The organism is Angustibacter speluncae (assembly GCF_054777815.1).
This window is the reverse complement of the sequence record NZ_BAAHAF010000057.1, coordinates 1-26,914: the sequence shown is the minus strand read 5'-3', so window position 1 is coordinate 26,914 and position 26,914 is coordinate 1. Positions and strand designations below refer to the sequence as shown.

Below are 26,914 nucleotides of genomic sequence, written 5' to 3'. Positions count from 1 at the left end.
GCGCGCCGGGGTGCCGCGCCGCCGGCGGCGGGCCACCTCGGCCGCCGGGTCGGCCCAGCCGGGGACGCCCGCGAGGAGCCCGCTGGGTTCGACCGCGAGGTCGGTGCCGACCAGCGGCGCCAGGCCCGCCTCGCTGCACGCCGCGGCGAACCGCACCGCGCCGTAGAGGCCGTCGCGGTCGGTGAGCGCGAGCGCGGGCAGGCCGAGCTCGACCGCCCGCTCGACCAGCACCTGCGGGCTCGACGCGCCGTACTGCAGCGAGTAGCCGGAGGCGACGTGGAGGTGCGTGAACACGGGTGTGGCTCCGGCGGCGGCGGTGGGTCGACGGCGGGTGCGGGGTCGACGGGTGCAGGTGTCGCGGGACGGTGGCGCCCCGTACCGGGGTCAGGCGCTGCGCACGGGGAGGGCGTCGTGCGAGGCGGGCAGCACGCCGAGCAGCTCGGCGACCACGTCGCAGAAGGTGGTGGCGTCGCGGACGAGGTCGTCGGCCTCGCGGGTGGTGACCGCGGCGTGCAGCCCGGCCTCGACGGCGGCACGGCGGCGGGCGCCCGCGGCGAAGAAGGAGGCCCACTCGGTGAGCTCGGGCGCCACCCGGGGCAGCACCTCCCAGACGTTCAGCGTGGCGCCGCGGCGCGGGCGGCCGCGGACGGCCAGCACGGCGGCCGCTGCCCGCAGCGCGGCGAGGTGGGCGGCCACGTAGCGCTCCCCCGCCTCGGTGGTGGCCCGGGCGTCGCGCAGGCCGTGGTCGGACCGGGCCAGCAGCTCGACCGCCGCCGGCGACGGCGGCGCGACCGTGGTGGTGCTCATCTCGTCTGTCCTCCGGGGGGTCGGGGCGGGTCTCGGGGCGGGTGTCGGGGCGGTGAGGGGGTGCGGGTGGGGTCAGTCGTGGACGAGCAGGAGCCGCCAGGTGCGGTCGGCGGTGCGGTCGCGGGCGCGGTCGTCGGCGGTGGGGACGGGGGCCACGGCGTCGCAGGCGAGCTGGTAGACGCCGGGGTGGGACGAGCGGCCCGGTGCCGCCTCGACCCGCCAGACCTCGCGGTCGGCACCCACCTGGGCCACCCGGGACGGCGCGGTGCGGGTCGTCGTCGCGCCGGCGCCCGGCCGGCCGGCCGGGACCGCGCCGGTGGGGCCGTCGTCCTCGCCGTGGACCGCGCGGGCGGGCTCGAGCGACCACCACGCCTGCCGCTCGCGCCAGTAGCCCAGCACCTCGCGGACCAGGTAGAGCCGGCCGCGCCAGAGGAACTGCGTGGGCGGGCGCCGGCCGTCGGCGCCGGCGTCGCCGAGCCGGACGTGGACGGTGTCGTCGTGGCCACGGGTCACGGCGGGCTCCTCTCGTCGGCGTGAGGGGAGGTGGACCGGGAGAGCCGGGGTCGAGTCGGCCCTCCCGGTCGCGATTCCCCTCGCTGGCGGTGCGGGCGCGACCCCGGCACCGTCGTCTTCGAACACCTGTTCGAACACTTGGACTGTACACCGCGCCTCGGACGGTCCGTCAACCCCGGACCGCACCGGCGCGGCGTCCCCGTACGGCCAGGCAGGAGCCAGTCCAGCACCGACCACCGACAACCCGGTCCGGACGGACCGGGCGACATCAGCCCCCGTAGAGCCCGCGGGCGAGCCGCACCAGGTCGGGCGCCCACGCCGGCCGCCCGTCGCGCCACCAGGCGAGCCGCACGGGCACCGGCTCGGCGTCGCGCACGCGCCGGTAGACCACGCCCGGCTTGGGGTGCTGGCGCGCGGTCGCCTCGGAGGTCATGCCGAGCGCCTGGCCGGCGGCGATGAGCGTCAGCCACTCGTCGACGCCGTGCGTCTCGCGGGTCGCCCCGGGGGCGAGCTCGGCCGGCCACAGGTCGGGCGTGGTGGTGCCCGTGCGGTTGTCGACGCCCACCGTGCGGCCGGCGAAGTCGCGCAGCACCAGCGTGCGCCGGCGGGCGAGCGGGTCGTCCGAGGCGACGGCCGCGAACCGCGGCTCGACCCCGACCAGCGCCTGCTCGAACCGCCGCTCGTCGAGCAGGCGCCGGGTGACCGCGACGTCGGCGACGCCCTCGACCAGCCCGGCGGTCGGCGAGTTCGCCTGCACCAGCACGAGGGTCGAGCCGTGCTCGGCGGCCCACCGTCGCTGCAGGGGCGTGGTGTGCCGACCGAGGGCCGACCACGCGTACCCGACCCGCACCTCGCCACCGTCGTCCAGCACCCGCTCCAGCGCCGCCACCTCGTCCAGCACCCGCTGCGCGTGCGCCAGGACCCGGGTGCCGGCGGCGGTCGGGACCGCGCCGCGGCTCGTCCGCTGCAGCAGGCGAGCGCCGAGCCGCGCCTCGAGCGCGGCCACCGTGCGCGACACCGACGCCTGCGAGGTGCCGAGCGCGATCGCCGCGTCGGTGAACGTGCCCTCCGCGACGACCGCCGCGAACGCCCGCAGGTGCCGCAGCTCGACGTCGTCCACCATGCGCCCAGCGTATGGCAGCAGCGCGTCGTGCATTTCCCGGATGGCACGCCGGGACGGATGCTCGAGGACGTGACCACCACCGCCCCCGCGCCCACCTCGCCCGCCGGGACGCGGGCACCGGGCCGCCCCTGGGTCGGCACGGCGCTCATGCTCACGGGCGCCACGAGCAACCAGCTCGGCGCCGGCGTCGGCGCCCACGCCTTCCCCGCGATCGGGCCGGCGGGCGTCGTCGCGGTGCGGCAGGTGGTGGCGGCGGTCGTCCTGCTCGCCGCCACCCGCCCCGACGTGCGCAGGATGACCTGGGCGCAGTGGTGGCCGGTGCTCGCCCTCGCCGCGGTCTTCGCCGGCATGAACCTGTCGCTGTACACCGCGGTCGAGCGGGTGGGCCTCGGGCTCGCGGTCACCCTCGAGTTCCTCGGGCCGCTGGCGGTGGCCCTGGCCGGCTCGCGGACCCGGCTGCACCTGCTCACCGCCGCCGCCGCCGCGGCGGGCGTCTACGTCCTCGTGCTCCCCGGGCCGTCGAGCGACCTGGTGGGCATCGGGCTCGGGCTCGCGGCCGCGTGCTGCTGGGCCGCGTACATCGTCGTCGGGCGCGAGTGCGGGCGGCGGATGCCGGGGCTGCAGGGCGCGGCGGTCGCGAGCACCGTGTCGGCGCTCGCGTACCTGCCGGTCCTGGTCGTCCTCGTCGCGGAGGGCCGGCTCGTCGGCGCCCCGCTGTGGCTCGCCCTCGCGACCGGCGTGCTCGCCTCGGTCGTGCCGTACGCCACGGACCTGACCGCGCTGCGGTACGTGCCGACCCGCTACTTCGGCGTCTTCATGAGCGTGCACCCGGTGCTGGCCGCGCTCGTCGGCCTCGTCGTGCTCGGCCAGGTGCTCGACCTGCACGAGTGGCTCGGCATCGCCCTGGTCGTCGCGGCGAACGTCGTCGCGGCCACGACGGCGCACGGGCGGGTGCGCTAGAACGGCTGCGTGCTCACCACCGCCGTCGTCCTCGCCGCCGTGGGCTCGGGTCTGCTGGCCGGCCTGTACTGGGCCTTCTCCGTCGCCGTCGTCCCGGCGCTGGCGCGCGAGCCGGACCCGGCGGCAGCGGCCGTCATGCAGCGGGTGAACCAGGTGATCCTGCGCCCGTCCTTCCTCGTGGTCTTCGCCGGCACCCCGCTCGCCGGCCTGGTCGCGGCGGTCCTGGCGCGGCTCGACGGCGGGCCGGCGGTGCCGTGGGTGCTGGCGGGCACGGCGCTGCAGGTGCTCGCGTCCTTCGTCCTCACCGCGGCCTACCACGTCCCCCGCAACACCCGGCTCGACGCGGTCGACCCGACCTCGCCCGAGGGGCAGGGGTACTGGCGCACCTACGCCCGCGAGTGGACGCGCGCCAACCACGTGCGTGCGGTCGGCTGCGGGCTCGCCGTGGCCGCGTACGGGTGGGCGCTGCACCTCGGCTGACGCATGACCTCCGCCGTCCGGGGCAGTCCACGACGGTGGCCACGGACGAGCAGCAGGTCGGGCTGGACCGGGTCGCGGACCCCTGGGGCCCGCGGACGCCGCACGCGCGCGGCACGACGTGGCCGGTGCGCGTCGACCAGCACCTCGCCGACGGGGTGCACGAGGACGACGTCTCCTGGGTGCGCTCGGCGTGCACCCTGTGCAGCAACGGGTGCGCGTGCGACCTGGCCGTCCGCGACGGCCGGCTGGTCGGCATCCGCGGGCGTGCCGACGACCGCGTCAACCACGGGCGGCTCGGGCCGAAGGGCCTCTACGGCCAGTGGGTCTGGCAGCAGCACCCCGACCGTCTCCGGCACCCGCTCGTCCGCGAGGGGGGCGAGCTCGTCGAGACCGACTGGGACACGGCGATGGCCCGCGTCGTCGAGCGCTCGCGCGCGCTGCTCGACGAGCGGGGACCGCTCTCGCACGGCTTCTACACCTCGGGCCAGCTGACCCTCGAGGAGTACTGGGCGCTCGCCACCATCGGCAAGGCGGGCATCGGCACGCCGCACATGGACGGCAACACCCGCCTCTGCACGGCCACGAGCGCGGCCGCGTTCAAGGAGTCGTTCGGCGCCGACGGCCAGCCCGGCGCCTACACCGACGTCGACCACTGCGACGCGCTGTTCCTGTTCGGGCACAACGTGGCCGAGACGCAGACCGTGCTCTGGTCGCGCGTGCTCGACCGGGTGCACGGGGACGCCCCGCCGACGCTGGTCGTGGTCGACCCACGCCGCACCGCCGTCGCCGCCGAGGCGGTCCGCACCGGCGGGGTGCACCTGGCCGTGCGGCCCGGGACGAACCTCGCCCTGGTGAACGGTCTCGCCCACGAGCTGCTCGCGAACGGCTGGGTCGACGACGACTGGGTCCGCGCGCACACCGTCGGCCTCGACGAGCTGCGCCGCGTCGTCGAGGACGCCACGCCCGAGGTCACGGCCGCCGTCTGCGAGGTGCCGGCGGACGACGTCCGGCGCGCCGCAGCGGTCTTCGGCACGTCCACCCGCGTCCTCTCGACCGTGCTCCAGGGCTTCTACCAGTCCCACCAGGCGACCGCGGCGTCGTGCGGGGTGAACAACCTGCACCTGCTGCGCGGCATGCTCGGGCGCCCCGGCTGCGGCGTGCTGCAGATAAACGGCCAGCCCACGGCCCAGAACACCCGCGAGTGCGGCGCCGACGGCGACCTGCCCGGATTCCGCAACTGGGAGAACGAGTCCCACGTGCAGGAGCTCGCCGACCACTGGGACGTCGACCTCGACACCGTCCCGCACTGGGCGCCGCCCACGCACGCGCTGCAGATCGTGCGGTACGTCGAGCAGGGGTCGATCCGGTTCCTGTGGGTGAACGGCACCAACCCGGCCGTCTCGCTGCCCGACCTGGCCCGGGTGCGGCGCGTCCTCGGCGCGGACCGGTGCTTCGTGGTCGTGTCCGACCTGTTCCGCACCGAGACCACCGAGCTCGCCGACGTCGTCCTGCCCGCGGCGGGGTGGACCGAGAAGGCCGGCTGCTCGACGAACGCGGACCGCACCGTGCACCTGTCCGAGCGCGCCGTGGACCCGCCCGGCGAGGCGCGCAGCGACTTCGACGCGTTCCTGGACTACGCCCGGCGGATGGGTCTGCGTGACCGCTCCGGCCGGCCGCTACCCCGCTTCACCACGCCCGAGGAGGCGTTCGACGACTGGGCGCGCGCGTCCCGCGGTCGACCGTGCGACTACAGCGGGCTGAGCTGGGACGTGCTGCGCCGCAGCCCGAGCGGACTCCCCTGGCCCGTCACCGCGGAACGACCGGGGGGCACCGACCGGCTCTACGTCGACGGCGTCTTCGCCACCGCCGCGGACCGGTGCGAGACCTACGGCCACGACCTGCTGACCGGCGCGGCCCGCACCCCCGAGCAGCACGCCGCGATCCGCCCCGACGGGCGCGCGTTCCTCACCGCGCTCGCGTGGTCGCCGCCGCACCAGCAGCCGGACGAGGACCACCCGCTCGAGCTCACCACCGGGCGCACCGTGCACCACTTCCACACCCGGACGAAGACCCGGCGCTCGCGCCCGCTGCACGAGGCTGCGCCCGCGGCGTGGGTCCAGATGGCGCAGGTCGACGCCGAGGCGATCGGCGCCGCCGCAGGCGATCTCGTCCGGGTCAGCAGCCCGCGGGGGTCGGTCGAGGTGGTCCTGCGGGTCGGCGCCGTCCGCCCGGGCACGGTGTTCGTCCCGTTCCACTACGGCACGCACCCGGCGAACGAGCTCGTCGCGACGGTGTGGGACCCGGTGTCGAAGCAGCCGCTGCACAAGTCCGGCGCGTGCCGCGTGGAGCGGGTCGGCCGGGTCGACGGCGACGACGTGCTGGAGCGCGACGTGCGCGTCGCCTCAGGCGGGACGCCGCCACCGGCGCCCGCCACCACCAGCCGCACCGGACCGCTGCCCGCGCAGGGCTACCCGGACGACCCGTCCACCACGGGGACGGGGGCGCCCTCGTGAGGGGCCTGGCCGTGTACGTCGGCCTGGTCCACCGCGCCGAGCAGACCCTGGCCGACGCGCTGCGGGAGGTGGCGCGCGGCCACGTCGACGAGGGGGACGTGCCGCACACCTGCCTCGACCTGGCGCGGCTCAGCGACGCGCACGTGCGGGCCGTCTCCCCGGTCGCCGAGCGGTACGGCGAGGAGCGCGACACCGAGCCGGAGCGGCTGCACGCCGAGGGGCTGGAGCAGGCGCGCACCGGCCCGCTCGGCCTGGTCCGCGACCTGCAGGACCTCTACGTGCTCGCGTCCTTCGTCGAGACCGGCTGGACGGTGCTGCTGCAGGCGGGCAGGGGCGCGCGCGACCACGAGCTGGTCGAGGTCGCGACCACCGCGTCGGGCGGGACCGCCCGCCAGCTCGCCTGGCTCACCACCCGGATCAAGGAGGCCGCGCCCCAGGCCCTGCTCGCGACGCCGTCCTGACCGGTGCCTGCCTGACGGGTGCCCGCCCGACGCGTGCGCCGACCGCGCGGCGGTGGCACGATCGCGCCATGACCGACGTCAAGGCCAAGGCCTCGCAGCTGCTCGCCCTGCACCACACCGGCTCCACCCTCGTCCTGCCGACCGTCTGGGACGCCTGGTCGGCACGCGCCGTGGTCGACGCCGGCTTCCCTGCCCTCAGCGTCGGCAGCCACCCGGTCGCCGACTCGCGCGGCCAGGAGGACAACGAGGGGATGACGCTCGACGACGCCCTCGACAGCATCCGCCGCATCACCGGTGCGGTCGACGTCCCGGTCACCGCCGACGTCGAGTCGGGCTACGGCACACCGGCCGCCGAGCTGGTCGAGCGCGTGCTCGAGGCGGGCGCCGTCGGCATCAACGTCGAGGACACCGTGCACGGCGAGGGCCGGCTGCGCTCGGTGCAGGAGCACGCCGACTACATCGGGCAGCTGCGCGCCGCGGCCGACGCCGCCGACGTCGAGCTGGTCATCAACGCCCGCACCGACGCGTTCATCGGCTCCGTGCAGGTGTTCGACGACCCGCTGGCCGAGGCGATCGCCCGGTCGAGGGCGTGCGAGGAGGCCGGCGCCCGCTGCGTCTACCCGGTGCGCGTGCCCGACAACGCGACGCTGCGGCAGCTGATGGCCGAGATCTCGGGCCCGATCAACGTCACCGCGCACCCCGAGCAGGGCTCGATGTCGGGCTCGCTCGAGGAGCTCCGCGAGACGGGCGTGCAGCGCGTCACCTTCGGCCCCCTGCTGCAGATGGCCCTCACCGACAAGGTGAAGGCGCTCGTCACCCCCTGGCGCTGAACGGGTCCGGCCGAGGGGCAGGGGCGCCGTGACGATCGAGGTGCCGTGACGATCGAGGTGCTGCCCGCCACCCACGCGCGCTTCGACGACCTGGCGACGGTGCTCGGTCCCCGCCGGCCGGAGTCGTCGGTGTGCTGGTGCCTGAGCTACCGCATCCCCTCGAAGGAGAACCGCGAGCTCACCGGGGTGGCGCGCCGCGACCGGGTCGAGGCGCTCACCCGGAAGCGGACGCCGCCCGGCGTCCTCGCCTACGACGAGGGCGAGGTCGTCGGGTGGTGCGGGGTCGCACCCCGCGCCGACCTGCACTCGTTCGCGACCAGCCGACGCATCCCGCACGTGGACGACCTGCCCGTCTGGACGATCTGGTGCTTCCGGGTCCGAGGTGGCCTGCGCGGCAAGGGGATCGCCACCGCCCTGCTCGACGGCGCGATCGCGCACGCCCGCGAGCGCGGCGCCCCAGCGGTCGAGGGCTACCCGGTCGACAACGACGGGAGGAAGGTCGACCTGACGATGGCCTACGTCGGCACCCGCGGCATGTTCGAGAAGGCCGGCTTCACGAAGGCGGCCGACACGCAGTCGGTGCTCGACGGGTTCCCGCGGGTGCTGATGCGGCTCGACCTGCGCTGAGCGCCCTCCACGCCACTACGCTCCGGCCATGTCGACACCCCCGGCCGAGCCCCAGCCGGTCCCCACCGCCACCCCCGACGCCGACGGGGTCGCCCTCCATCCCGCCGTCGTCCGCGTCCGGGGCAGCCTCGAGGCGCTCGGCGCCACCGGGACGGTCACCGTCCTCGACGGCAGCGCGCGCACCGCCGCCGAGGCGGCCGCCCAGCTCGGCGTCGAGGTCGGGGCGATCGCGAACTCGCTGGTGTTCGCCGTGCCGCACGGGACCGACGACCGCCGGGCGGTGCTGGTGCTCACCAGCGGCGCGCACCGCGTGAACACCGAGCGGCTCGCCGACCGGCTCGGCCTCGAGCGGCTCGACCGGGCCGACCCCGACCTGGTGCGCCAGGCCACCGGTTTCGTCATCGGCGGCGTGGCGCCGGTGGGCCACACGACGGCGCTCGACACCTACGTCGACGTGACGCTCGCGCAGTTCGGACGGATCTGGGCCGCGGCCGGCCACCCCCGGGCGGTGTTCCCGACGCACTACGACGAGCTGCTGCGCATCACCGCCGGCCACCCCGTCGAGGTCACCTGACGGCCGCCGCGCCACGGCGCGGGCGGGCAGCCAGCACGAGCGCGAGCCCGGCGCCGAGCACCGCGAGCGCGGGGCCCGGCGTCACCGGGAACGCGACGAACGTGCGCTCGCGCCCGCCGACCAGGTCGACCCCGGTGATCGACACGGTCATGACGCCGAGGACGACCACCGCGACGCCGAGCGCGGCGAGCCGGTCGACCCCGGAACCGTTCTGCGCGAACACCTCTCGCGAGGTCGGGCGCGGTGCGTCGAAGCGGCGCGCGGCCAGCACCAGCAGCACCGTCGGCACGAGCAGCACCGCCACCCACACCGGCCGGGTCAGCCACCAGGCGGCGGTGCCGGGCTCCGGCAGGTCGGTCCCCGCGAGGCGCACGACCAGCATCACCGACATCAGCGCCGTCAGGTGCCACAGGAACACCGTCATCGACACCGAGCCGGCGACCACCACCGATTGCCACGCGCGGGGACGGGCCAGCACCCGCGCCATCGGCCCCCGCAGCAGCACCGCCGCGCCGCACAGCCCGAGACCCTGGGCGAGCAGCGCGAGGGTGGGCGGCGCCATGTTCGAGACCGCCTCGCCCGGCACGCCCACCATGCTCACCGGGTACGGGCCGGCGGTCACCGCCAGCAGCAGGCCGCCGAACCCCGCGACGACCATCGTCCACGCCACCCGGCGGGTCAGCAGGCCGTCCTTCCAGCAGTAGCCGAGCTGGTGCAGCGCGAGCCAGACCAGCGCGAAGTTCAGCGTCCCGACGAGCGTCTCGCCGGTGGTGAACCGCACGACGTCGACGACGACCGCGCCGACGACGAGTGCGACCACCGCGCGCAGGCCGGCGCGGCGGTGCCAGGCGTGCGTGGCGGGGGCGAGGGCCGCGACGCCGAGGTAGATGCCGACGAACCACAGCAGCTGGGTCGACAGCGACAGCACGCCGCCGACGAGGCCCGCGTGCGGCCCGGACGCCAGGCCCGTGGCCCGCGCGGCGAGCGCGAGCCCGACCCAGACCAGCAGGTAGGCGACGGTGGGGCGCAGGAGGCGTCCGGTGCGGCTGCGGACGAAGGCGGCGTAGCGGCCGTGGCGGGTGCCGCCCACCCGGGCGGCCGAGGCGAGGGCGTGGGCGTGGGCCACGCCGCCGACGAGGAAGAACAGCGGCATCACCTGCAGCACCCAGGTGAGCGGCTGCAGCGTCGGCACCTGCGCCAGCACGTTCGTGGCGCGGCCGTCCGGGGTGAGCGCCCCCATCAGCCAGTGGCCGAGCACGACGACCAGGAGCGAGCCGACCCGCAGGGCGTCGACCCAGCGGTCGCGCGCGTCGGGGGTGAGGGCCTCGAGGTCGGCAGCCGGGGCGGCGGTGGTCGTCATGCGCCCCAGCGTGCCGCCGCCACGACGACCGGCTCCCCCGCCGCGCTGCTCGACCTCGCTGGGTGCCGCTACTCACCCGCCCCTGGGGTGCCGCGCGCCCGACCCGCGTGCGAGGGTCGGACCGTGCCGACCGCCCCCGACGTCCCCCGCGTCGTGCTGCACGTCTGGCGGGTCCGCTCGCCCCTGCGGGCGCTGCTGCGGATGGGCACCGACGGCCGGCCGCTGGCCCGCAGCGGCGCGGCGTTCACCAAGCTCCTCGGCACCGCCGGCAGCGGCTTCGGCCTGCGCGACGCCGACCTGCGGCGGTGGGCGCTGCTGACCACCTGGACCGACCCGGCCGGCGCCGACGCCCTCGACCGGCACCCGGTCGTGCGCGGGTGGGACGGCCTGGCCGTCGAGCGGGCCCGGTTCGACCTGGTGCCGCTGTCGACCACCGGGCGGTGGGACGGCGTCGAGCCGTTCGGCTCCCCCGCGACCGACCGGCCGGGCCTGCACGACGGCCCGGTGCTCGCGATCACCCGCGCCCGGCTGCACCGGCGCACCTCCCCCCGCTTCCGCCGCTCGGTCCCGCCGGTGGCCGCCGAGCTCGCGGCCTCGCCCGGGCTGCTCGCCTCGTTCGGCGTCGGCGAGCGCCCCGTCGGGCTGCTCGGCACCTGCTCGGTCTGGGCGGACGAGGCGGCGCTGCTGGCCTTCGCCCGCCGCGCCCCGTCCCACGTGGCGGTGGCGAAGGCGTCGCGAGGCCAGGACTGGTTCGCCGAGGAGCTGTTCGCCCGGTTCGCCGTCACCGCCGCGCAGGGCGTGCTCGACGGCCGGCCGGTCCCGCGCGTCCCGGCGGCCGGGGCGCCGTCCCCGTAGGATCGGGACCACCGGTCGCGCCCGACGCGGCGCACCGGACGAGCGGGAGGGGGCACGACGTGGAGCTGCTGCCGTGGGTGTTCACGTCCGGCTGGGCGAGCGGCATCAACGCGTACCTGGTGGTGCTGATCCTGGGCGGCGTCGACCGCTTCCTCGCCCTCGACCAGATCCCGGACGCGCTGGCGCGCACCGACGTCCTGGTGGTGGCCGGGGTGCTGTTCGTCATCGACCTGGTCGCCGACAAGGTGCCGTACGTCGACTCGACGTGGGACGCCGTGCACACCGTCATCCGCCCCGCGATCGGCGCTGCCATCTGCGCGCTGCTCGCCGGCGAGGCCTCCGACCTCGAGCAGGCCGTCGCCGCCACCGCCGGCGGCGTCACCGCGCTCGCCAGCCACGCCGTCAAGGCCGGGCTGCGGGCCGCGGTCAACACGTCCCCGGAACCCGCCAGCAACGTGGCCGTCTCGGCCGGCGAGGACGTCGCCGTGGCCGGCGTGGTCTCGCTCGCCGTCATCGCCCCGTGGGTCGCGGCCGGCATCGCCGCGGTGCTGCTGTTCGTCGGCATGACCGTGGTGGTCGTGCTGCTGCGGAAGATCCTGTCCTGGCGGCGCGAGCGGCGCGCCCGGGCACTCACCCGCGACCGGGAGCAGCCGGCCGCCGAGGTGCGGTGAGCGGCCGGTTCGTCCGTGGCGGCCGGCCGCTGCCGCTGCGCCAGCAGGCGGCGGTGCGCGACCGCTGGCTGTCGGAGCGGCTGCGGGTCCTGCTGCCGGCGATGATGGACCGGGCGGGGCTCGACGCCTGGGTCGTCGTCGCCCGCGAGTACGCCGAGGACCCCGTGCTGGCGAGCCTGCTGCCGGCCACCTGGCTGTCCGCCCGTCGCCGCACCGTGCTGGCCTTCCGCCGCACGCCCGACGGCGTCGAGGGCCGCAGCCTCACCCGCTACCCCGTGGGCGAGTACCGGCCCGCGTGGGACGCCGACGCCGGCTCCCAGCACGAGGCGCTGCGGGCGCTGCTGGAGTCGTGGGACCCCGCGCGGATCGGGGTCGACGTCTCCGAGGTGCTCGCCCACGCCGACGGCCTGACCCACACCGAGCACCGGCTGCTGGTCGACGCGCTCGGTCCGCTCGCGGCCCGGCTCGTCCCCGCGCAGGACCTGGTCGTCGCGTGGCTCGGCACCCGGCTGCCGGAGCAGGTCGAGGCGGCGCACGAGCTGAACCGGCTGGCGCACGAGGTGATCGCGCAGGCGTTCTCCGCCGAGGTGGTCGTGCCCGGCACCACCACCGCCGACGACCTGGCGTGGTGGATCCGGCAGCGGTTCCACGACCTCGGCGTCGAGCCGTGGTTCCACCCGTCGGTGCTCGCCCAGCGGGCCGGTGCGCCGCTGCTCGACGAGCGCGGGCTGCCCACCGGCGGGGTGCCCGTCGACGCCCCCGTCGAGGCCGGTGACCTGCTGCACTGCGACGTCGGGCTCACCAGCCTCGACCTGCGCACCGACACCCAGCGCAACGCCTACGTGCTGCGCCCCGGCGAGACCGACGCGCCCGAGGGGCTGCGGGCCGCGCTGCGCACCGGCAACCGGATGCAGGACCTCACCACGGCGGCGCTGCGGCCCGGCCGCACCGGCGACGAGGTGCTCGCCGACGCCCGCGCGGCGGCGGCCGCCGAGGGCGTCGACGGCGACGTCTACTCGCACCCGGTCGGCCACCACGGCCACGGCGCCGGCCCCGCGGTCGGGCTCTGGGACGCCCAGGGCGGCGTCCCCGGCACCGGCGCGCTCGTCGTCGGCGCCGACACGCTCTGGGCGCTCGAGCTGTGCGTGCGCACCCCCGTCCCGGAGTGGGGCGGGCAGGTCGTGCGGATGGCGCTGGAGCAGGGCGTGGTCGTCCGCGACGACGGCGTCGAGTACCTCGACGCCCGGCAGACCGACCTGCTGGTCATCCGACCCGCCACCTAGGATCGACGGGTGAGCAGCCCCGCCGCGGTGCACGCCGGCCCGCGCGGGTCGGTGCCGCAGCTGCTGCCGCTCGCGCTCGCCGCCCTGGTGGTCCTGGTGCAGGTGCCGTACCCGCTGCTCGACGGCGAAGGCCTGCGGCTGCTGACGATCGCCACCGTGCTGGTGACCGTCGCGGCCGCCCTCGCCCACGCGGCCGTCGTCTTCGGCGCCCGCACGGCGCTCGCCGTGCTGGTCGGGGTCGGCGTCACCACCCTGCTGCTCGAGGCCGTCGGGGTGCGCACCGGCTACCCGTTCGGCCGCTACGAGTACACCGGCACCCTGGGTCCGGAGCTGCTCGGCGTGCCGCTGCTGGTGCCGCTCGCGTGGACGATGCTCGCCTACCCGCTGCTGCTGGCCGCCCGCGTCACCTGCGCCCGCGTCCCCGCGCTCGTCGTGCCGATGACCGCGGTGGGCCTGGCCGGCTGGGACCTGTACCTCGACCCGCAGATGGTCGACGCCGGCCACTGGGTCTGGGCGTTCCCGTCGCCGCACCTGCCGGGCGTCGAGGGCATCCCGCTGACCAACCTGGCCGGCTGGCTGCTGGGCGGGCTCGTCGTCGCCGCCGTGCTCCAGCGGGTGGTGCCGCCGTCGTCGACGGACGGGCTCGACCCCGGTCCGGCGCTCGTCGCGGGCTGGACCTGGATCGGCTCCGCCGTCGCGCTCACCGTCTGGCTCGACCGCCCCGCCGCCGCGGCCTGGGGCCTGGTCGTGATGGCGCCGGTCGTCGCGCCCGCGCTGGTGCGCACGCTGCGGGCGGCCCGCACCGCACGAGCGGGCGCGTGACGGCGCGGGCAGCCGCGCGCACCCTGGTGCGGGTCGGCACGCTGGCGGCCGCCGCGGTCACGGCCCACTCGGCGGTGAACCTGGCGCTGCTGCGACGTCCCGACGACGCGCCCGCGCCCGTGCGCGAGCGGGTGAGCGTGCTCGTCCCCGCCCGCGACGAGGAGCGGCACGTCGGCGGTCTGCTCGCCGACCTGCGCGGCCAGACCGGCGTCGCCGACCTCGAGGTGCTGGTGCTCGACGACGCCAGCACCGACGGCACCCGGGCCGTGCTCGACCGGGCCGCCGCGCTCGACGCCCGGCTGCGGGTGCTGGCGGGCACCGGCCCGCGGGCCGGCTGGCTCGGCAAGGCCGCCGCCTGCGACCGGCTTGCGGCCGAGGCCACCGGCGACGTGCTGCTCTTCGTCGACGCCGACGTGCGGCTCGCACCGCACGCCCTCGCGGCGACCGTCGGGCTGCTGCGCACGCAGGGTCTCGACCTGGTGAGCCCGTACCCGCGCCAGGTCGCCGTCACGCCGGCCGAGCGGCTGGTGCAGCCGCTGCTGCAGTGGTCGTGGGCGAGCCTGCTGCCGCTGCGGCTCGCCGAGCGCACGCCGCGCCCGTCCCTGAGCGCCGCCAACGGGCAGCTGCTGGCGGTCGACGCGGCCGCCTACCGCCGTGCCGGCGGCCACGCCGCGATCCGCGCCGAGGTGCTCGACGACGTCGCGCTGGTGCGCCGGGTCAAGGCCGCGGGCGGACGAGGGGGCGTCGCCGACGGCACCCGCCTCGCCACCTGCCGCATGTACGACGACCGCGCCGACCTGGTCGAGGGCTGGTCGAAGTCGCTGTGGTCGGCCACCGGCCACCCGGTCGGCGCCGCCGCGCTCGTCACGGCGGCCGCCGTCACCTACGTGCTGCCCGCGGCCGCCGCCCTGCGTGGATCGCGCTGGGGGGCAGCCGGTTACGCTGCCGCGGTGATCGGGAGGGCGCTCGTCGCGCACCGCACGGGCGGACGGGTGCTCGACGCCTGGTCGCACCCCGCGTCGATCACCGCGTGGTCGCTGCTCGTCGTGCGGTCGTGGCGCGGACGCCGCGCCGGCTCGCTCACCTGGAAGGGGCGCGGTCTCTGATGGCGCGCGTGGTCGTCGTCGGCGGCGGCATGGCGGGGCTGGCCACCGCCGTGCGGCTGCGCGCCGCCCGGCACGACGTCGTGCTGCTCGAGCGCTCCGACGAGGTGGGCGGCAAGGCCGCGCGCCGCGAGGTCGACGGGTTCACCTTCGACCTCGGCCCCACGCTGGTGACGCTGCCCGCGGTCTACCGCGACCTGTTCGCCACCACCGGCCCGGCCCTCGAGGAGTGCCTCGAGCTGGTGCCGGTCGACCCCGTCTGCCGCTACACCTTCGCCGACGGCACGACCCTCGACATGCCGAACGCCTCCCGCGCCCGCATCGGCGCCGCGCTCGACGACGCGCTCGGCCCCGGCGCCGGCGAGCAGTGGCTGGCGCTGCTCGCCCGCGGCGGCGAGATCTGGCAGGGCACCCGCGACACCTTCCTCGCGGCGCCGCTGCGCGGGCTGCGGGCGGTGCCCTCGCTGGCGCGCGGCCCCGGTGCGCTGCGGACGGTGGCGCCGCACCGCTCGCTGCGGGGCCTCGGCGAGCAGTACCTGCGCGAGCCGCACCTGCGCACGCTGCTCGACCGGTACGCCACCTACTCCGGCTCCGACCCCCGCCGGGCGCCGGCGGCCCTCGCGGCGGTGCCCTACGTCGAGCAGGCGTTCGGCGCGTGGGCGGTCACCGGCGGCATCCACCGGCTCGCCGTCGAGACCGCCCGGCGCGCACGGCTGCTCGGGGCCGACCTGCGCACCGGTGCCGAGGTCGCCGAGGTGCTCGTCGAGGGCGGTGCGGTGCAGGGCGTCCGGCTCACCGACGGCACCGCGGTGCCCGCCGACGTCGTGGTGTCGGCCCTCGACGCGCACGTGCTCTACCGCGACCTGCTGCCGGGCCGCCGCGCCGGTCGCGAGCTGGCCACGCTGCGCCGGCAGCCGCCGTCGTCGTCGGGCTTCCTGCTCCTGCTCGGGCTCCGGGGCGCCACCGCCGGCCTCGACCGGCACAACGTGCTGTTCGGCCCCGACTACGACGCCGAGTTCGACGCGCTGTTCGGCACGGGAACCCACCAGGGCCGGCCCCGCCCGGTCGCCGACCCGACGCTGTACCTGCACCGGGGCGGCGACGCCCCCGACGACCACGAGGCGCTCAGCGTGCTGGTGAACGCGCCACCGCACCGGCCCGACCGTCCCGACCTCGGGATCGACTGGGACGCCGAGGGTCTGGCGAACGCCTACGCCGACCGGGTGCTCGCCGTCCTGGCCGAGCGCGGCACCGACGTGCGCGACCGCGTCGTCACCCGCGCCTGGCAGTCGCCCGCCGACCTGGCCCGGCGGGCGGGCGACGTCGGCGGCTCGATCTACGGCAGCGCCACGCACGGCGCGCTCGGGCCGCTGCGGCGCCCCGCCAACGTCGGCCCGGTGAGGGGGCTGTACCTCGTCGGCGGGTCGTCGCACCCGGGTGGCGGCCTGCCCATGGTCGGCATGTCGGCCGAGGTCGTCAGCGGGCTCGTCGGCCGCGCCTGACCCGCCTCAGCGGCGGCGGGCAGCCACCGCGAGCTGCCCGAGCGCGACCAGCCCGACCGCGAGCCACACCCACGCGCCACCGGCGGCCCAGGCCGGGTCGTCGACGACGCCCGAGGCCAGCACGAACATCCCGACGACGAGCACCCGGGTCGGACGCTCGCCCACGGTCGCGGGCAGGCCCTCCCGGCCGCCGCGCCGGCGCGCGCTGCGGGTGGCGCCGGAGGCCCAGGCCAGCGCGAGCGCCCCGAGCGCCACCGGCCAGGGCGCCCCGGCCAGTACCAGCGCGGCGGCGAACCCGCTCTCCCCCAGTCGGTCCGCGGTGCGGTCGAGCGCGGCACCGTGCGCGGTCCCCCGCCCGCCGAGCCGGGCGACGGCGCCGTCGAGGCCGTCGACGAGGCCGGACAGGAGCACCAGGAGGCCGGCGACGACGGGCCGGCCCGTCGCCGCCGCGACGACGGCACCGACGACGACGAGCACCCCGGCGACGGTGACGGCGTCCGGGTGCACCCGCGCCCGCACGAGCGGTGCGGCGAGCAGGTCGACGCCCCGGAGCCAACCCGCGACGAACGACGAGGCCGCCAGGCCGTCGTGCTGGTCGGACCAGGAGCGCTGCCCGTCCCTGCGATCGGTGCCCACGCCTCAGACGAGCGCCCAGGTCACGTGCACGTGCACCAGCACCTCGGCCGCCCCCAGCTCGACGGCGAGCTCGGCGGCCGCGGCGGCGAAGCGCGCCGCCAGCAGCGGGCGCGGGCCGCCGGCACCGCTGCCGTCCTCGACGACCTCCAGCACCTCGCCGAGCCCGGCAGCGGCTGCTGCCGCGTGCTGGGTGGCGCGGGTGCGCGCGTCGTCCCAGGCACGCGAGCGCGCCAGCTCGCGCAGGCCGGACGGGTCGGCGACCGAGTGGTCGACCCCGTCGAGCGCGAGGTCGTCGCCCGCCGCTGCGAGCACGGCCGTCAGGACGGCGCCGAGCACGCCGACGTCGGCGATGCGGACGGTCAGCCCGTGGCCGGCGCGGAAACCGTTGCGGTGCCTGGTGTTCTGGCCGGTCGACGGGTCGGTCGACCAGATCTCGTCGGCGTGCAGCGACAGCGAGGTCGACTCCACCGCGAGCGCGGGGTCGACCCCGCGTGCGGCCGCGCGCAGGCGGTCGACGCACTGCTGCGCGGCGGCCACGGCCTCGTCNNNGCCGCACGGCGCAGCACGTCGGCGAGCAGCCGCGCGACCGCGTCGTCGGGTGCCGCCGAGGCGAGTCCGGTGCCGGTGACGGTGACGCGCCGCGCCTCGGCGCTCGTCGCCGGCCGCACCTGCGGTGCCACGGGGGTGGCGGGTCGCGGAGCCATGGCGCCCAGCCTACGGCGCCGCGACCCGCCCTCTGTGCTGGTCAGCCCGCCGCGGCGACGGCCTCGGCGAGCGCGGCGACGAACTCGTCCAGGCCCCAGGTCAGCGACAGCGCGGTCGGCGGCGAGACCGACGAGATGACCGACTCCCCGACCACGAACGCGACCGTGCCCGCCCGGAACTGCTCCATCGTCTGCAGCTCGGGCGCCGACTGCTGCCGCTGCACGTCCTCCTCGGTCTCCGAGTACGACAGCAGCACGTCCGACGTCAGCCCGTCGACGAGCTCGCCGGAGAGCGTGTAGTAGAAGGTCGCCTCGCCCGTGTCGAGCTCGGAGACGCTGGACGCCACCGTGAAGCCGAGGTCCTCGAGGAACTCCACCCGCGGGTCGGCCGGCGTGTAGACGTAGTAGGTGGTCGGGTCGAAGGCGACCGCCGCGATCGACTTCCCCTCGAACTGCGGGTGCGCGGCGGCGGCGTCGGCCACCTCGGCCTCGATGCCCTCGAGCAGCTCGTCGGCCTCTGCCGTCAGGCCCAGCGCCTGGCCGGTCGTCGAGACCACCTCGCGCCACGGGGTCGACCAGGGCTGGTCGGGGTAGGCCACGGTCGGCGCGATCTGCGCCAGCTTGTCGTAGTCGGCCTCGGTGATGCCCGAGTACTGCGCCAGGATCACGTCGGGCTCGAGCTCGTCGATCTGCTCGAACGGCGGTGCGCCCTCGTCCGGCAGCAGGGTGGGCATCTCGCCGCCGGCCTCGTCGAGCGCCTCCTTGGTCCAGGGCATGTACCCCTCCTCGTCGGCGCCGTAGACCATCTTCGGGATGCCGACGGGCACGACGCCGAGCGCGATGGCGGCGTCGGTGCTGCCCCAGCCCCAGGTGACGACGCGCAGCGGGCGCTCGGTGATCTCGGCCTCGCCGAACGCGTGCTCGAGGGTGACGGCCTCGAAGGCGTCGTCGCCGCCGGCCGCGCCGGTCGTGCCGCCGTCGGGGGTGTCCGAGCCGCCGCACGCCGCCAGGGCGGCGGCGAGCACGATCGCGGCGGGCGCGGCCAGCAGGCCGCGTCGGGTCGGGGTGGGTCGCACGGTCGCTCCAGGGGTGCTGTGGTCCCGCGGCCCTCGCCGCGGGTAAGTGCAGCCTAACCTTACCCGGGGGTGCGGCGGGACCCGGCCTCCGGGATGACGAGCGGGGTGCCGGTGACCGGGTCGGGCACGACCCGGCAGCGCAGCCCGAACGCCTCGGCGACGACCTCGGGCGTCAGGACGTCGGCCGGCGCCCCCTCGACCAGCACCCGGCCGCGGTGCATGACCACGAGGTGGTGGGCGTACCGGGCCGCCAGGTTCAGGTCGTGCAGCACCATCACGACGGTCGTGCCGTGCTCGTGGTTGAGGCCGTCCAGCAGGTCGAGCACGTCGACCTGGTGGGCGATGTCGAGGTAGGTGGTCGGCTCGTCGAGCAGCATGACGCGGGGCGCCTGGGCGAGCACCATCGCGATCCAGACCCGTTGCCGCTGACCGCCGCTCAGCTCGTCGACGCGTCGTCCGGCCAGGGTGTGGGTGTCGGTGGCGGCGAGCGCGGACGCGACCACCTCGCGGTCGCCGGCGCCCGCCCGGGCGAACAGCCCCTGGTGCGGGTAGCGGCCACGGGCGACCAGGTCGGCGACGGTGATGCCCTCGGGCGCGACCGGCTGCTGCGGCAGCAGCCCCACCACCTCGGCGACCTTGCGCGTGGGTAGGCCGCGGATGTCGCTGCCGTCGAGCTCGACGGTGCCCGCGACCGGGCGCAGGAGCCGTCCGAGGCCGCGCAGCAGGGTGGACTTGCCGCACCCGTTGGCGCCGACGACGCAGGTGACCTGCCCGGGGCGCACGTCGAGGTCGACCCCGTGCACGACGGGTGCCCCGTCGTAGGCGAGGGTCAGCGCGCGGGCGCGCAGCCGCGGCACGTGCCCGTCGAGCGGGTCGGGCGCGGGGCGGTCGGTGGCGGGTGCGGTCATCGGTCCTCCGTGGTGCGGCGCCGGGTGGCGAGCAGCCAGATCAGGTACGGGCCGCCGATGACGCCGGTGACGATCCCGACGGGCACCGGCTGGTCGAGGCGCAGCACGTACTGGGCGACCAGGTCGGCGGTGACGACGAGCACGCCGCCGACCAGCGCCGAGGTGAGCAGCGCCGCGGTGCCGTCGCGGCGCAGCCGCCGCGCGACCGGCGCCGCGACCAGGGCGACGAACGCGACCGGTCCGGCGGCCGCGGTGGCGAACGAGGCGAGCAGCACGCCGAGCGCCACGACCGCGAGGCGCACCCGCTCGGTGCGCAGCCCGAGGGCGCGGGAGGCGTCGTCGCCGAGCAGCAGCACCTCGAGCCGGGCGCCGACGGCGGCGGTGAGCGGCAGCAGGACGGCCAGGGCGAGCGCGAGCTGGGCGACGGCCTCCCACGAGGCCTGGGCCAGGTTGCCGCTGAGCCACTGCAGGGCGACCTGGGCGTCGCGCACCTGGGCGCGGGTGAAGACGTACCCCGTGAAGCTCGTGGCCAGGTAGGCGACCCCGATGCCCGACAGCACGAAGCGGTGGCCCGACAGGCCCGCGCGCCACGACACCAGGTACAGCACGGCGCCGACCACGACGCCGCCGGCGAGCGCCATCAGCGGCAGCAGCGCCCCCGTGGTGCCGAGCAGCAGCACGGCGGTGACCGCGCCGACGCTGGCCCCCTGGGTGACGCCGATGACGTCCGGGCTCGCGAGCGGGTTGCGCAGCACCGACTGGAACAGCGCACCCGCCGCGCCCAGGCCGAGACCGACGAGCAGCCCCTCGAGCAGCCGCGGCAGCCGCAGCACGCGCACCGCGAACCTGCCCTCGTCGTCGAGCCACAGCGCGGTGCGCACCGCCTCCAGCGGCGTCAGCCGGGTCTGGTCGACGACCAGGGCGAGGACGGCGAGCACCGTCAGCAGGCCGACGAGCACCGCGACCACGACGGTCCCGCGGCGTCGGGCGCGCCGGTGCGTGCGGCGCACGCCCTCGGCGGCCAGGGCGCGCGGGTCCGGCTCGGCCGCAGCCGGGGGCGGGCCGTCGGTCAGGACGGCCGGGCGGGCGCTCACGACGCCACCTGCTTCGAGGTGCGGACCAGCAGCACCAGGACCGGCGCGCCGACGACCGCGACGACCAGCCCGGCCTCGACCTCGGCCGGCCGCGCCACGAGGCGCCCGACGACGTCGCCGGCGAGCAGCAGCGCGGGGCCGAGCAGCGCGGACAGGGGCACGAGCCACCGGTAGTCGGGCCCGACCAGGAAGCGGGCGACGTGCGGGACGACCAGGCCGACGAACGCGATCGGCCCCACCAGCGCGGTCGCCGCGCCGCAGAGCAGCACCACGGACGCCAGCACGAGCCCGCGCCCGACGGCGAGGTGCTGGCCGAGCCCGCGCGCGACGTCGTCGCCGAGGGCCAGCAGGTTGAGCGCGGGCGTCGAGGCGAGCGCCAGCAGGACGCCGACGACGACGAACGGCAGCAGCAGCAGCGCGAGCGAGACCGGGCGGCCGAGCAGCGTGCCGACCTGCCAGAGCCGGAACTCGTCGAGGGTGCGCTGGTCGCGCAGCAGCACCAGCGTCACCAGCGAGGTGGCGACGGCGGTCAGGGCCGCGCCGACCAGCGCCAGCTTCACCGGCGTGACGCCCTCCCAGCCGAGCGAGGCCACCCCGTGCACGAGCACGGCGGCGGCCGCCGCCCCGAGGAAGGCGAACCACAGGTACCCGGTCGGCGCGGTCAGGCCGAGGCCCCAGATCGCCACGACCACGGCCAGGCCGGCCCCGGCGTTGACGCCGAGCAGGCCGGGGTCGGCGATCGGGTTGCGGGTGACGCCCTGCATCAGCGCGCCGGCGACGCCGAGCGCGACGCCCGCCACGAGGCCGACGACCGTCCGCGGCACCCGGGTGTCGCGGACGTAGACGTGGTCGTTGTTCCCGGTCACGGGGTCGGTCAGCGCGTCCAGGACGGTGCCGAACGGGATCTGCCGGGTGCCGAGCGCGATGCTCTCGACCACGGCGAGCGCGAGCAGCACGAGGCAGGCGGCGACCACGGCCGTCCGCCACCAGGGAGCTCGCATCAGGGTAGGCATGCCTAACGGAGGATACGGCCCGCCTGCACCGGCGCGGGACCACCTCGGGCGGGGTCGTCCCGGGTTTGGCAGGATCAGCAGGTGGACGCACCGCCCCGACCGGCCCCCTCCCCCGCACCGGCCACGGCACACCTCGACGCACCCGGCGCGACCGACCTGCCGGCGCGCGTGCAGGGCGTCCTCGACCGGGTGCTCGAGCACCAGCGCGGGCTGCTCGCCGAGGTCGACCCGTCCTGCTCGAGCCTGCTCGACGCGGTGGTCGACCTGCTGTCCGGCGGCAAGCGGCTGCGTGCGGCGTTCTGCTACTGGGGCTGGCGCGCCGCGGGGGCCGACGACGACGAGCGCGCGGTCCGGGCGGGGGCGGCGCTCGAGCTGTTCCAGGCGGCGGCGCTGCTGCACGACGACCTGATCGACGGCTCCGACACCCGGCGCGGCCTGCCGGCGGCGCACCGCCGGCTCGCCGCCGAGCACCGCGCGAGCGGCTGGGACGACGTCGCCGACCGGTTCGGCGAGGCGGGCGCGGTGCTCGCCGGCGACCTGTGCCTCGCGTGGAGCGCCGAGCTGCTCGCCGACGCGTCCGCCGACCTGCCGCGGGCGCGCCGCGAGGCCGGTCGCGCGGTCTACGACCGGATGGCCACCCAGCTCGTGGGCGGGCAGTTCCTCGACGTCGTGGTGCAGGCGCAGCCGGCCGACGACCCGGCCGCGCAGCTCGAGCGGGCGCGGCGCGTGATCCGGTTCAAGACGGTGCAGTACACGGTCGAGCACCCGCTGCACCTCGGTGCCCGGCTCGCCGGGGCCGACGACCACCTGCTGGCGGGCCTGTCGCGCTACGCCGCGGCCGTCGGCGAGGCGTTCCAGCTGCGCGACGACGTGCTCGGCGTGTTCGGCGACCCCGACGTCACCGGCAAGCCGTCCGGCGACGATGTGCGCGAGGGCAAGCGCACCGTCCTGCTCGCGCTCGCCCGCGCGGCCGCGTCCCCGGGCCAGCACGCGGTGCTCGACGCGCACGTCGGCGACCCCGCGCTCGACCCCCGCGGCGTCGAGCGGGTGCGCGAGGTGCTCGTCGCCACGGGCGCGCTCGCCGAGGTCGAGCGCCGCATCGGCGCCCTCGCCGACGACGCCCTGCGCGCGCTCGACGACCTGACCCTCCCGCCACCGGCCGGGCCCGCCCTCGCGCGGCTGGTCGGCACGGCCACCCGGAGGGCCTCGTGAGCGGCGGCACGGTCCGCGGCCGCACCGACCGCGTCGTCGTCGTGGGCGCCGGCCTGTCCGGGCTGAGCGCGGCGCTGCACCTGGCCGGAGCCGGCCGCGAGGTCACCGTGCTCGAGGCTTCGGACCGCGTCGGCGGGCGCGCGGGGCAGCTGGAGGTCACCACCGGGGCGGGCACCTACCGCATCGACACCGGCCCGACCGTGCTGACCGTGCCCGAGCTGCTCGACGACGCCTTCGCGGCGGTCGGCGAGGAGCGCACCGCCCGGCTGCCGCTGGAGCCGATCGACCCCTCGTACCAGGCGCGCTTCGCCGACGGCTCGCACCTCGACGCGCACACCGACGTCGGTCGGATGGCGCAGGCGATCGAGGAGCTCTGCGGCCCGGACGAGGCGGCCGGGTACCTCCGGTTCGTCGACCACGTCGCCGAGCTGTACCGGCTCGAGATGCGGCACTTCATCGACCACAACATGGACTCCCCCCTCAGCCTGCTCGCCGGCCCGGGCGCCGCCCGGTCGATGGCGCGGCTCGTCGCGATGGGAGGGATGCGCAGGCTGGCGCCGGCGGTCGGGTCGTTCCTCAAGGACGACCGGACGCGGCGGCTGTTCTCGTTCCAGTCGCTGTACGCGGGCGTGGCGCCGCAGAAGGCCCTGGCCCTGTACGCCGTCATCGCCTACATGGACACCGTCGCCGGCGTCTGGTTCCCGAAGGGCGGCATCCACGCCGTCCCGGTCGCGATGGCCGACGCCGCGCGGGCGCACGGCGTGACGATCCGGCTCGGCACCGAGGTGGCCTCGGTCGAGCGCACCGGCGGGCGCGCCACCGCGGTGGTGACCGCCGACGGCGAGCGCGTCCCGCTCGACGCCCTCGTCGTCACCACCGACCTGCCGGTCGCCCGGCGCGAGCTGCTCGACGACCCGCTGCGGCGCACGCCGCGGCTCAGCCCGAGCTGCTGGCTGCTGCTCGCCGGCGGCACCGGGTCCCCCGCCGGGCCCGACGGCATGCGCCACCACACGATCTCGTTCGGCCACGCGTGGGAGCAGACCTTCGACGAGCTCGTCGGCGGTCGGCTGATGAGCGACCCGAGCCTGCTGGTGAGCGTCCCCAGCTCGAGCGACCCCGGCCTGGCGCCCGAGGGCCGGCACGCGTACTCGGTGCTCGCGCCGACGCCCCACCTGGCGCACCGCGACCCGCTCGACTGGGCCGCGATCGAGCCGGCCTACCGCGAGCACGTGCTCGGGACGCTGCGCGACCGCGGCCACGCCGAGATCGGCGAGGGCCTGGAGGTCGACCACGTCACCACCCCGGTCGGGTGGCTCGACCGCGGGATGGAGGGCGGCACGCCGTTCGCGCTCGCGCACACCTTCGGCCAGACCGGGCCGTTCCGCCCGTCCAACCGGTGGGGCGACAACGTGGTGCTCGCCGGCTCGGGCACGACGCCGGGCGTCGGCGTGCCGATGGTGCTCATCAGCGGCCGGCTCGCGGCCGAGCGGGTCACCGGCCCCGACCCGTCCTACCGCTCGCGGGCGTGGCCGTGACCACGTCGACGTCCGACCTCGCCCCGGCCCCGGCCACGCGGCGCGAGCGGTTCGCCGCCGACCGCGTCACCGCGAGCCTGGACGCCGCGGGCGTCACCGACCCCGCCCTGCGCGCCGACCTGGAGGCGTGCCGGCGGCTGCACGCGCTGCACGGCCGCAGCTACTACCTCGCGACCTGGCTGCTGCCCGCCGACCGCCGGCCGTGGGTGTGGGCGCTGTACGGGTTCTTCCGCACCGCCGACGAGCTCGTCGACGCCGTGCCGCAGCCCGACCCGGCCGAGCTGCGCGACTGGGTCGACGCCACCCGGGCGTCCTGGCGCACCGGCGTCTCGGACGACCCGTCGGTGCGGGCGCTGCTCGCGCTGCGCGACCGGTTCGACGTCGACGAGGTGCTGGTCGAGCGGTTCTGCGCGTCGATGCTCGACGACCTCGACGTGGCCCGGTACCCCTCCTACGCCGACCTGCAGCGGTACATGGCCGGCTCCGCGCGCGCCGTCGGCCAGCTGATGCTGCCGGTGCTCGGCACCCGCCCGGACGTCCCGCGCGAGGAGGCCGACCCGTTCGCCGCGCTGCTCGGCGAGGCGTTCCAGCTGACGAACTTCGTCCGGGACGTCGGCGAGGACCTCGTCCGCGGCCGGCTCTACCTGCCCGAGGAGGACCTGGCCCGCTGCGGGCTCACCCTCGAGGACCTGCAGCAGGCGCGCGTCGCCCGCACCGTGCCGGCGGGCCTGCGCGAGCTGGTCGACCTGGAGATCGAGCGGTGCCGCGGGCTGTACCGCGACGCCGAGCCGGGCATCGCGCTGCTCGACCGCCGGGTCCGTCCGGGTGTGCGGGCGGCCTTCGAGCTCTACCGGTCGATCCTCGACCGGGTGGTCGCCGAGGGGTACCCCGTGCTGCAGCGGCGGGTCGTGGTCGGCCGCGCGGGCCGGGCCCGGGCGGTGGCCGCCGCGGTGGCGCGGACCGCCGCGTAGCCCCGGCCCGCGGTCAGAACGCGAGCGCCTGCGCCAGCCGCCGCACCTGGGCCTTGTGGCCGGCGCGCAGGTGCGCCACCGGCGACTCGCCCAGGGTCTCCTCGGGGGTGAACAGCCAGCGCAGCGCCTCCAGGTCGTCGTGCCCGGTGTCGGACAGCACCGTGAGCGTCCCGGCCAGGCCGGGCAGCGGCTCCGGCTCGACCAGCGCGGCGGGCACCGACAGCACGCGCGGGCGCCCGCGGCGCACGGCCACCAGCTGCCGGTCGTCGAGCAGCGAGCGCACCCGGGTGACGTCGCAGCCGAGCACCTCGGCGACGTCGGGCACGGTCAGCCAGCGGCCGACCAGCTCGTCGACCGCGCGCAGCGCGCTGTCGCCGCCCTCGTCCCTGCTGCCGTCCCGGCCGCCGTCCCTGCTGCCGTCCTCGCTCACGCGTCCAGCCTGCCACCCCGTCCGGACGCACGGGCCGCGGGGCCCGGTCACCCGGACGCACGAGCGCGGTCGCGGGCCGCGACCGCGCGCGGCCCGTGACGCCCCCGACCACCCCGGGAGGACGAATTACACGACTGCAACTTCCAGCAAACGGCATCAAGCCCTGTATCTTCACTTCGGTCACACGAGTCACACGCGTGACTCCAGCCCCTGTCGTCGCACCCGTCGCAGGCCCGACCGCGCCACCACGGCGCGCCGAACCCGTGAGGACCCCCGATGTCGCCCCGACCCCGCACCCGCACCACCACGGCCGTCGTCGCCGCGGCCCTCGGCTCCTGCGCGCTGCAGGCCGTCCCGGCCGTCGCCGCCGACGCGGCCCCCGAGCAGCGGACCGAGCGGCCCCGCGCCGCCGCCCCCCGGGTGGCCGTGGCGGCACCGGCACCCGCCGTGGTCGCCCTCGCGGCCCCGGTGCGGGCGCAGACCACCTACACGGTGAAGCGGGGCGACACCGTCGGGCACATCGCGCTGCGGCTCGGCGTGAGCCAGGCCTCCCTGCTGCAGGCGAACGGCCTCGACGCCCGGGGGTTCATCCGCGAGGGCCAGACGCTGGTCGTGCCGGGTGCGGCGGCGGCCACCGCCGCGCCGGCCGCCGCGGCGCCCGCATCCACCTACGTGGTGCGGCGCGGCGACACACTCGGGCACATCGCCCTGCGCACCGGCACCACCGTGGCCGCCCTGCGCGCAGCGAACGGCCTCGACGCCCGCGGGTTCATCCGCGAGGGCCAGCGCCTGACCGTGCCCGGGCGCGCGGGCGGCGGTGGGGGCGCGGCCTCCGCGCCGGCCGTGCCGGC

The 26,914-nt window shown here is 77.1% G+C and carries 29 protein-coding genes; 17 read left to right on the top strand and 12 right to left on the bottom strand.

From position 1 onward, the window contains the following. From ACYVKY_RS06975 to ACYVKY_RS06960, 4 genes are all read right to left on the bottom strand, one after another. On the bottom strand, positions 1 to 294 hold a 294-nt coding region (locus ACYVKY_RS06975), incomplete at its 3' end, for a PHP domain-containing protein (RefSeq protein WP_460434253.1). Between the two features lie 90 nt (positions 295 to 384). Further along, positions 385 to 807, bottom strand: a complete 423-nt coding sequence (locus ACYVKY_RS06970) for an SAV_6107 family HEPN domain-containing protein (RefSeq protein WP_460434252.1) — start codon at positions 805 to 807, stop codon at positions 385 to 387. Positions 808 to 879: 72 nt separating this feature from the next. Then, entirely contained in the window at positions 880 to 1,320 is a 441-nt protein-coding gene (locus ACYVKY_RS06965; protein WP_460434251.1) for a DUF6504 family protein, read from the bottom strand. A gap of 268 nt (positions 1,321 to 1,588) precedes the next feature. Next, on the bottom strand, positions 1,589 to 2,443 hold the full coding sequence (locus ACYVKY_RS06960) for a LysR family transcriptional regulator (protein WP_460434250.1): 855 nt from the start codon (positions 2,441 to 2,443) through the stop codon (positions 1,589 to 1,591). Positions 2,444 to 2,512: 69 nt separating this feature from the next. Here ACYVKY_RS06960 and ACYVKY_RS06955 point away from each other — a divergent pair, with 69 nt between their 5' ends. The 7 genes from ACYVKY_RS06955 to ACYVKY_RS06925 all read left to right on the top strand — a co-directional run bounded on the left by ACYVKY_RS06955 (position 2,513) and on the right by ACYVKY_RS06925 (position 8,888). After that, positions 2,513 to 3,403 (top strand): EamA family transporter, encoded by an 891-nt coding sequence (locus tag ACYVKY_RS06955; protein WP_460434249.1) that lies wholly within the window; start codon positions 2,513 to 2,515, stop codon positions 3,401 to 3,403. Between the two features lie 9 nt (positions 3,404 to 3,412). Continuing rightward, positions 3,413 to 3,883 carry an anthrone oxygenase family protein gene (locus ACYVKY_RS06950; protein WP_460434248.1) on the top strand — a complete coding sequence of 157 codons (471 nt, stop codon included), beginning with the start codon at positions 3,413 to 3,415 and terminating at the stop codon, positions 3,881 to 3,883. A gap of 35 nt (positions 3,884 to 3,918) precedes the next feature. Further along, the gene (locus ACYVKY_RS06945) at positions 3,919 to 6,396 is read left to right on the top strand and encodes a molybdopterin oxidoreductase family protein (protein ID WP_460434247.1); all 2,478 of its coding nucleotides are present in this window, start codon (positions 3,919 to 3,921) and stop codon (positions 6,394 to 6,396) included. Beyond that, the gene (locus tag ACYVKY_RS06940) at positions 6,393 to 6,857 is read left to right on the top strand and encodes a hypothetical protein (protein WP_460434246.1); all 465 of its coding nucleotides are present in this window, start codon (positions 6,393 to 6,395) and stop codon (positions 6,855 to 6,857) included. Before ACYVKY_RS06945 ends, ACYVKY_RS06940 begins: the two co-directional genes overlap by 4 nt. 68 nt (positions 6,858 to 6,925) lie before the next feature. Further along, positions 6,926 to 7,687: an isocitrate lyase/PEP mutase family protein gene (locus ACYVKY_RS06935; RefSeq protein WP_460434245.1), complete on the top strand. Its 762-nt coding sequence runs from the start codon at positions 6,926 to 6,928 to the stop codon at positions 7,685 to 7,687. A 45-nt stretch (positions 7,688 to 7,732) separates the two neighbouring features. Beyond that, a complete protein-coding gene (locus tag ACYVKY_RS06930; RefSeq protein WP_460434244.1) occupies positions 7,733 to 8,314 on the top strand; it encodes a GNAT family N-acetyltransferase in 582 nt (193 codons plus the stop codon). A 28-nt stretch (positions 8,315 to 8,342) separates the two neighbouring features. After that, entirely contained in the window at positions 8,343 to 8,888 is a 546-nt protein-coding gene (locus ACYVKY_RS06925; RefSeq protein WP_460434243.1) for a YbaK/EbsC family protein, read from the top strand. On the opposite strand, the gene ACYVKY_RS06920 is transcribed toward ACYVKY_RS06925, so the two are convergent. Continuing rightward, on the bottom strand, positions 8,881 to 10,248 hold the full coding sequence (locus ACYVKY_RS06920; RefSeq protein WP_460434242.1) for an acyltransferase family protein: 1,368 nt from the start codon (positions 10,246 to 10,248) through the stop codon (positions 8,881 to 8,883). The genes ACYVKY_RS06925 and ACYVKY_RS06920 overlap by 8 nt on opposite strands. Before the next feature lie 123 nt (positions 10,249 to 10,371). Here ACYVKY_RS06920 and ACYVKY_RS06915 point away from each other — a divergent pair, with 123 nt between their 5' ends. Genes ACYVKY_RS06915 through ACYVKY_RS06890 form a run of 6 tightly spaced genes read left to right on the top strand, consistent with a single transcriptional unit; the run spans position 10,372 to position 16,484 of the window. Continuing rightward, positions 10,372 to 11,103, top strand: a complete 732-nt coding sequence (locus ACYVKY_RS06915; RefSeq protein WP_460434241.1) for a monooxygenase — start codon at positions 10,372 to 10,374, stop codon at positions 11,101 to 11,103. A 59-nt stretch (positions 11,104 to 11,162) separates the two neighbouring features. Then, on the top strand, positions 11,163 to 11,774 hold the full coding sequence (locus tag ACYVKY_RS06910) for a DUF4126 domain-containing protein (RefSeq protein WP_460434240.1): 612 nt from the start codon (positions 11,163 to 11,165) through the stop codon (positions 11,772 to 11,774). Continuing rightward, entirely contained in the window at positions 11,771 to 13,057 is a 1,287-nt protein-coding gene (locus ACYVKY_RS06905; RefSeq protein ID WP_460434239.1) for a M24 family metallopeptidase, read from the top strand. The genes ACYVKY_RS06910 and ACYVKY_RS06905 overlap by 4 nt, the downstream gene beginning before the upstream one ends. Positions 13,058 to 13,066: 9 nt before the next feature. Further along, positions 13,067 to 13,879: a carotenoid biosynthesis protein gene (locus ACYVKY_RS06900; RefSeq protein WP_460434238.1), complete on the top strand. Its 813-nt coding sequence runs from the start codon at positions 13,067 to 13,069 to the stop codon at positions 13,877 to 13,879. Continuing rightward, positions 13,876 to 14,985 (top strand): glycosyltransferase family 2 protein, encoded by a 1,110-nt coding sequence (locus ACYVKY_RS06895; RefSeq protein ID WP_460434237.1) that lies wholly within the window; start codon positions 13,876 to 13,878, stop codon positions 14,983 to 14,985. Before ACYVKY_RS06900 ends, ACYVKY_RS06895 begins: the two co-directional genes overlap by 4 nt. Continuing rightward, the gene (locus ACYVKY_RS06890; protein ID WP_460434236.1) at positions 14,985 to 16,484 is read left to right on the top strand and encodes a phytoene desaturase family protein; all 1,500 of its coding nucleotides are present in this window, start codon (positions 14,985 to 14,987) and stop codon (positions 16,482 to 16,484) included. Before ACYVKY_RS06895 ends, ACYVKY_RS06890 begins: the two co-directional genes overlap by 1 nt. A gap of 6 nt (positions 16,485 to 16,490) precedes the next feature. On the opposite strand, the gene ACYVKY_RS06885 is transcribed toward ACYVKY_RS06890, so the two are convergent. From ACYVKY_RS06885 to ACYVKY_RS06860, 6 genes are all read right to left on the bottom strand, one after another. Next, positions 16,491 to 17,120: a CDP-alcohol phosphatidyltransferase family protein gene (locus tag ACYVKY_RS06885; protein ID WP_460434235.1), complete on the bottom strand. Its 630-nt coding sequence runs from the start codon at positions 17,118 to 17,120 to the stop codon at positions 16,491 to 16,493. Positions 17,121 to 17,123: 3 nt separating this feature from the next. Then, positions 17,124 to 17,657 (bottom strand): SIMPL domain-containing protein, encoded by a 534-nt coding sequence (locus tag ACYVKY_RS06880; protein WP_460434234.1) that lies wholly within the window; start codon positions 17,655 to 17,657, stop codon positions 17,124 to 17,126. Between the two features lie 208 nt (positions 17,658 to 17,865). After that, positions 17,866 to 18,900 (bottom strand): iron-siderophore ABC transporter substrate-binding protein, encoded by a 1,035-nt coding sequence (locus tag ACYVKY_RS06875; RefSeq protein WP_460434233.1) that lies wholly within the window; start codon positions 18,898 to 18,900, stop codon positions 17,866 to 17,868. A 59-nt stretch (positions 18,901 to 18,959) separates the two neighbouring features. Then, complete coding sequence (locus ACYVKY_RS06870) at positions 18,960 to 19,808, bottom strand: ABC transporter ATP-binding protein (RefSeq protein ID WP_460434232.1); 849 nt, start codon at positions 19,806 to 19,808, stop codon at positions 18,960 to 18,962. Beyond that, positions 19,805 to 20,902: a FecCD family ABC transporter permease gene (locus ACYVKY_RS06865; RefSeq protein ID WP_460434231.1), complete on the bottom strand. Its 1,098-nt coding sequence runs from the start codon at positions 20,900 to 20,902 to the stop codon at positions 19,805 to 19,807. The genes ACYVKY_RS06870 and ACYVKY_RS06865 overlap by 4 nt, the downstream gene beginning before the upstream one ends. Next, on the bottom strand, positions 20,899 to 21,915 hold the full coding sequence (locus ACYVKY_RS06860; protein ID WP_460434230.1) for a FecCD family ABC transporter permease: 1,017 nt from the start codon (positions 21,913 to 21,915) through the stop codon (positions 20,899 to 20,901). The genes ACYVKY_RS06865 and ACYVKY_RS06860 overlap by 4 nt, the downstream gene beginning before the upstream one ends. A gap of 81 nt (positions 21,916 to 21,996) precedes the next feature. On the opposite strand from ACYVKY_RS06860, the gene ACYVKY_RS06855 reads away from it, so the two are divergent. From ACYVKY_RS06855 to ACYVKY_RS06845, 3 genes are read left to right on the top strand one after another with little or no spacing between them, the layout of a single operon-like run. Beyond that, positions 21,997 to 23,127: a polyprenyl synthetase family protein gene (locus ACYVKY_RS06855; RefSeq protein WP_460434229.1), complete on the top strand. Its 1,131-nt coding sequence runs from the start codon at positions 21,997 to 21,999 to the stop codon at positions 23,125 to 23,127. Next, on the top strand, positions 23,124 to 24,662 hold the full coding sequence (crtI, locus tag ACYVKY_RS06850) for a phytoene desaturase family protein (RefSeq protein WP_460434228.1): 1,539 nt from the start codon (positions 23,124 to 23,126) through the stop codon (positions 24,660 to 24,662). The genes ACYVKY_RS06855 and crtI overlap by 4 nt, the downstream gene beginning before the upstream one ends. Next, positions 24,653 to 25,633 carry a phytoene/squalene synthase family protein gene (locus ACYVKY_RS06845; RefSeq protein ID WP_460434227.1) on the top strand — a complete coding sequence of 327 codons (981 nt, stop codon included), beginning with the start codon at positions 24,653 to 24,655 and terminating at the stop codon, positions 25,631 to 25,633. Before crtI ends, ACYVKY_RS06845 begins: the two co-directional genes overlap by 10 nt. A gap of 13 nt (positions 25,634 to 25,646) precedes the next feature. Here ACYVKY_RS06845 and ACYVKY_RS06840 read toward each other — a convergent pair whose 3' ends face one another. Further along, the gene (locus ACYVKY_RS06840) at positions 25,647 to 26,063 is read right to left on the bottom strand and encodes an Rv2175c family DNA-binding protein (protein ID WP_460434226.1); all 417 of its coding nucleotides are present in this window, start codon (positions 26,061 to 26,063) and stop codon (positions 25,647 to 25,649) included. A gap of 276 nt (positions 26,064 to 26,339) precedes the next feature. On the opposite strand from ACYVKY_RS06840, the gene ACYVKY_RS06835 reads away from it, so the two are divergent. Beyond that, positions 26,340 to 26,914, top strand: a 575-nt coding sequence (locus ACYVKY_RS06835; protein ID WP_460434225.1) for a LysM peptidoglycan-binding domain-containing protein, incomplete at its 3' end; no start/stop codon positions are given.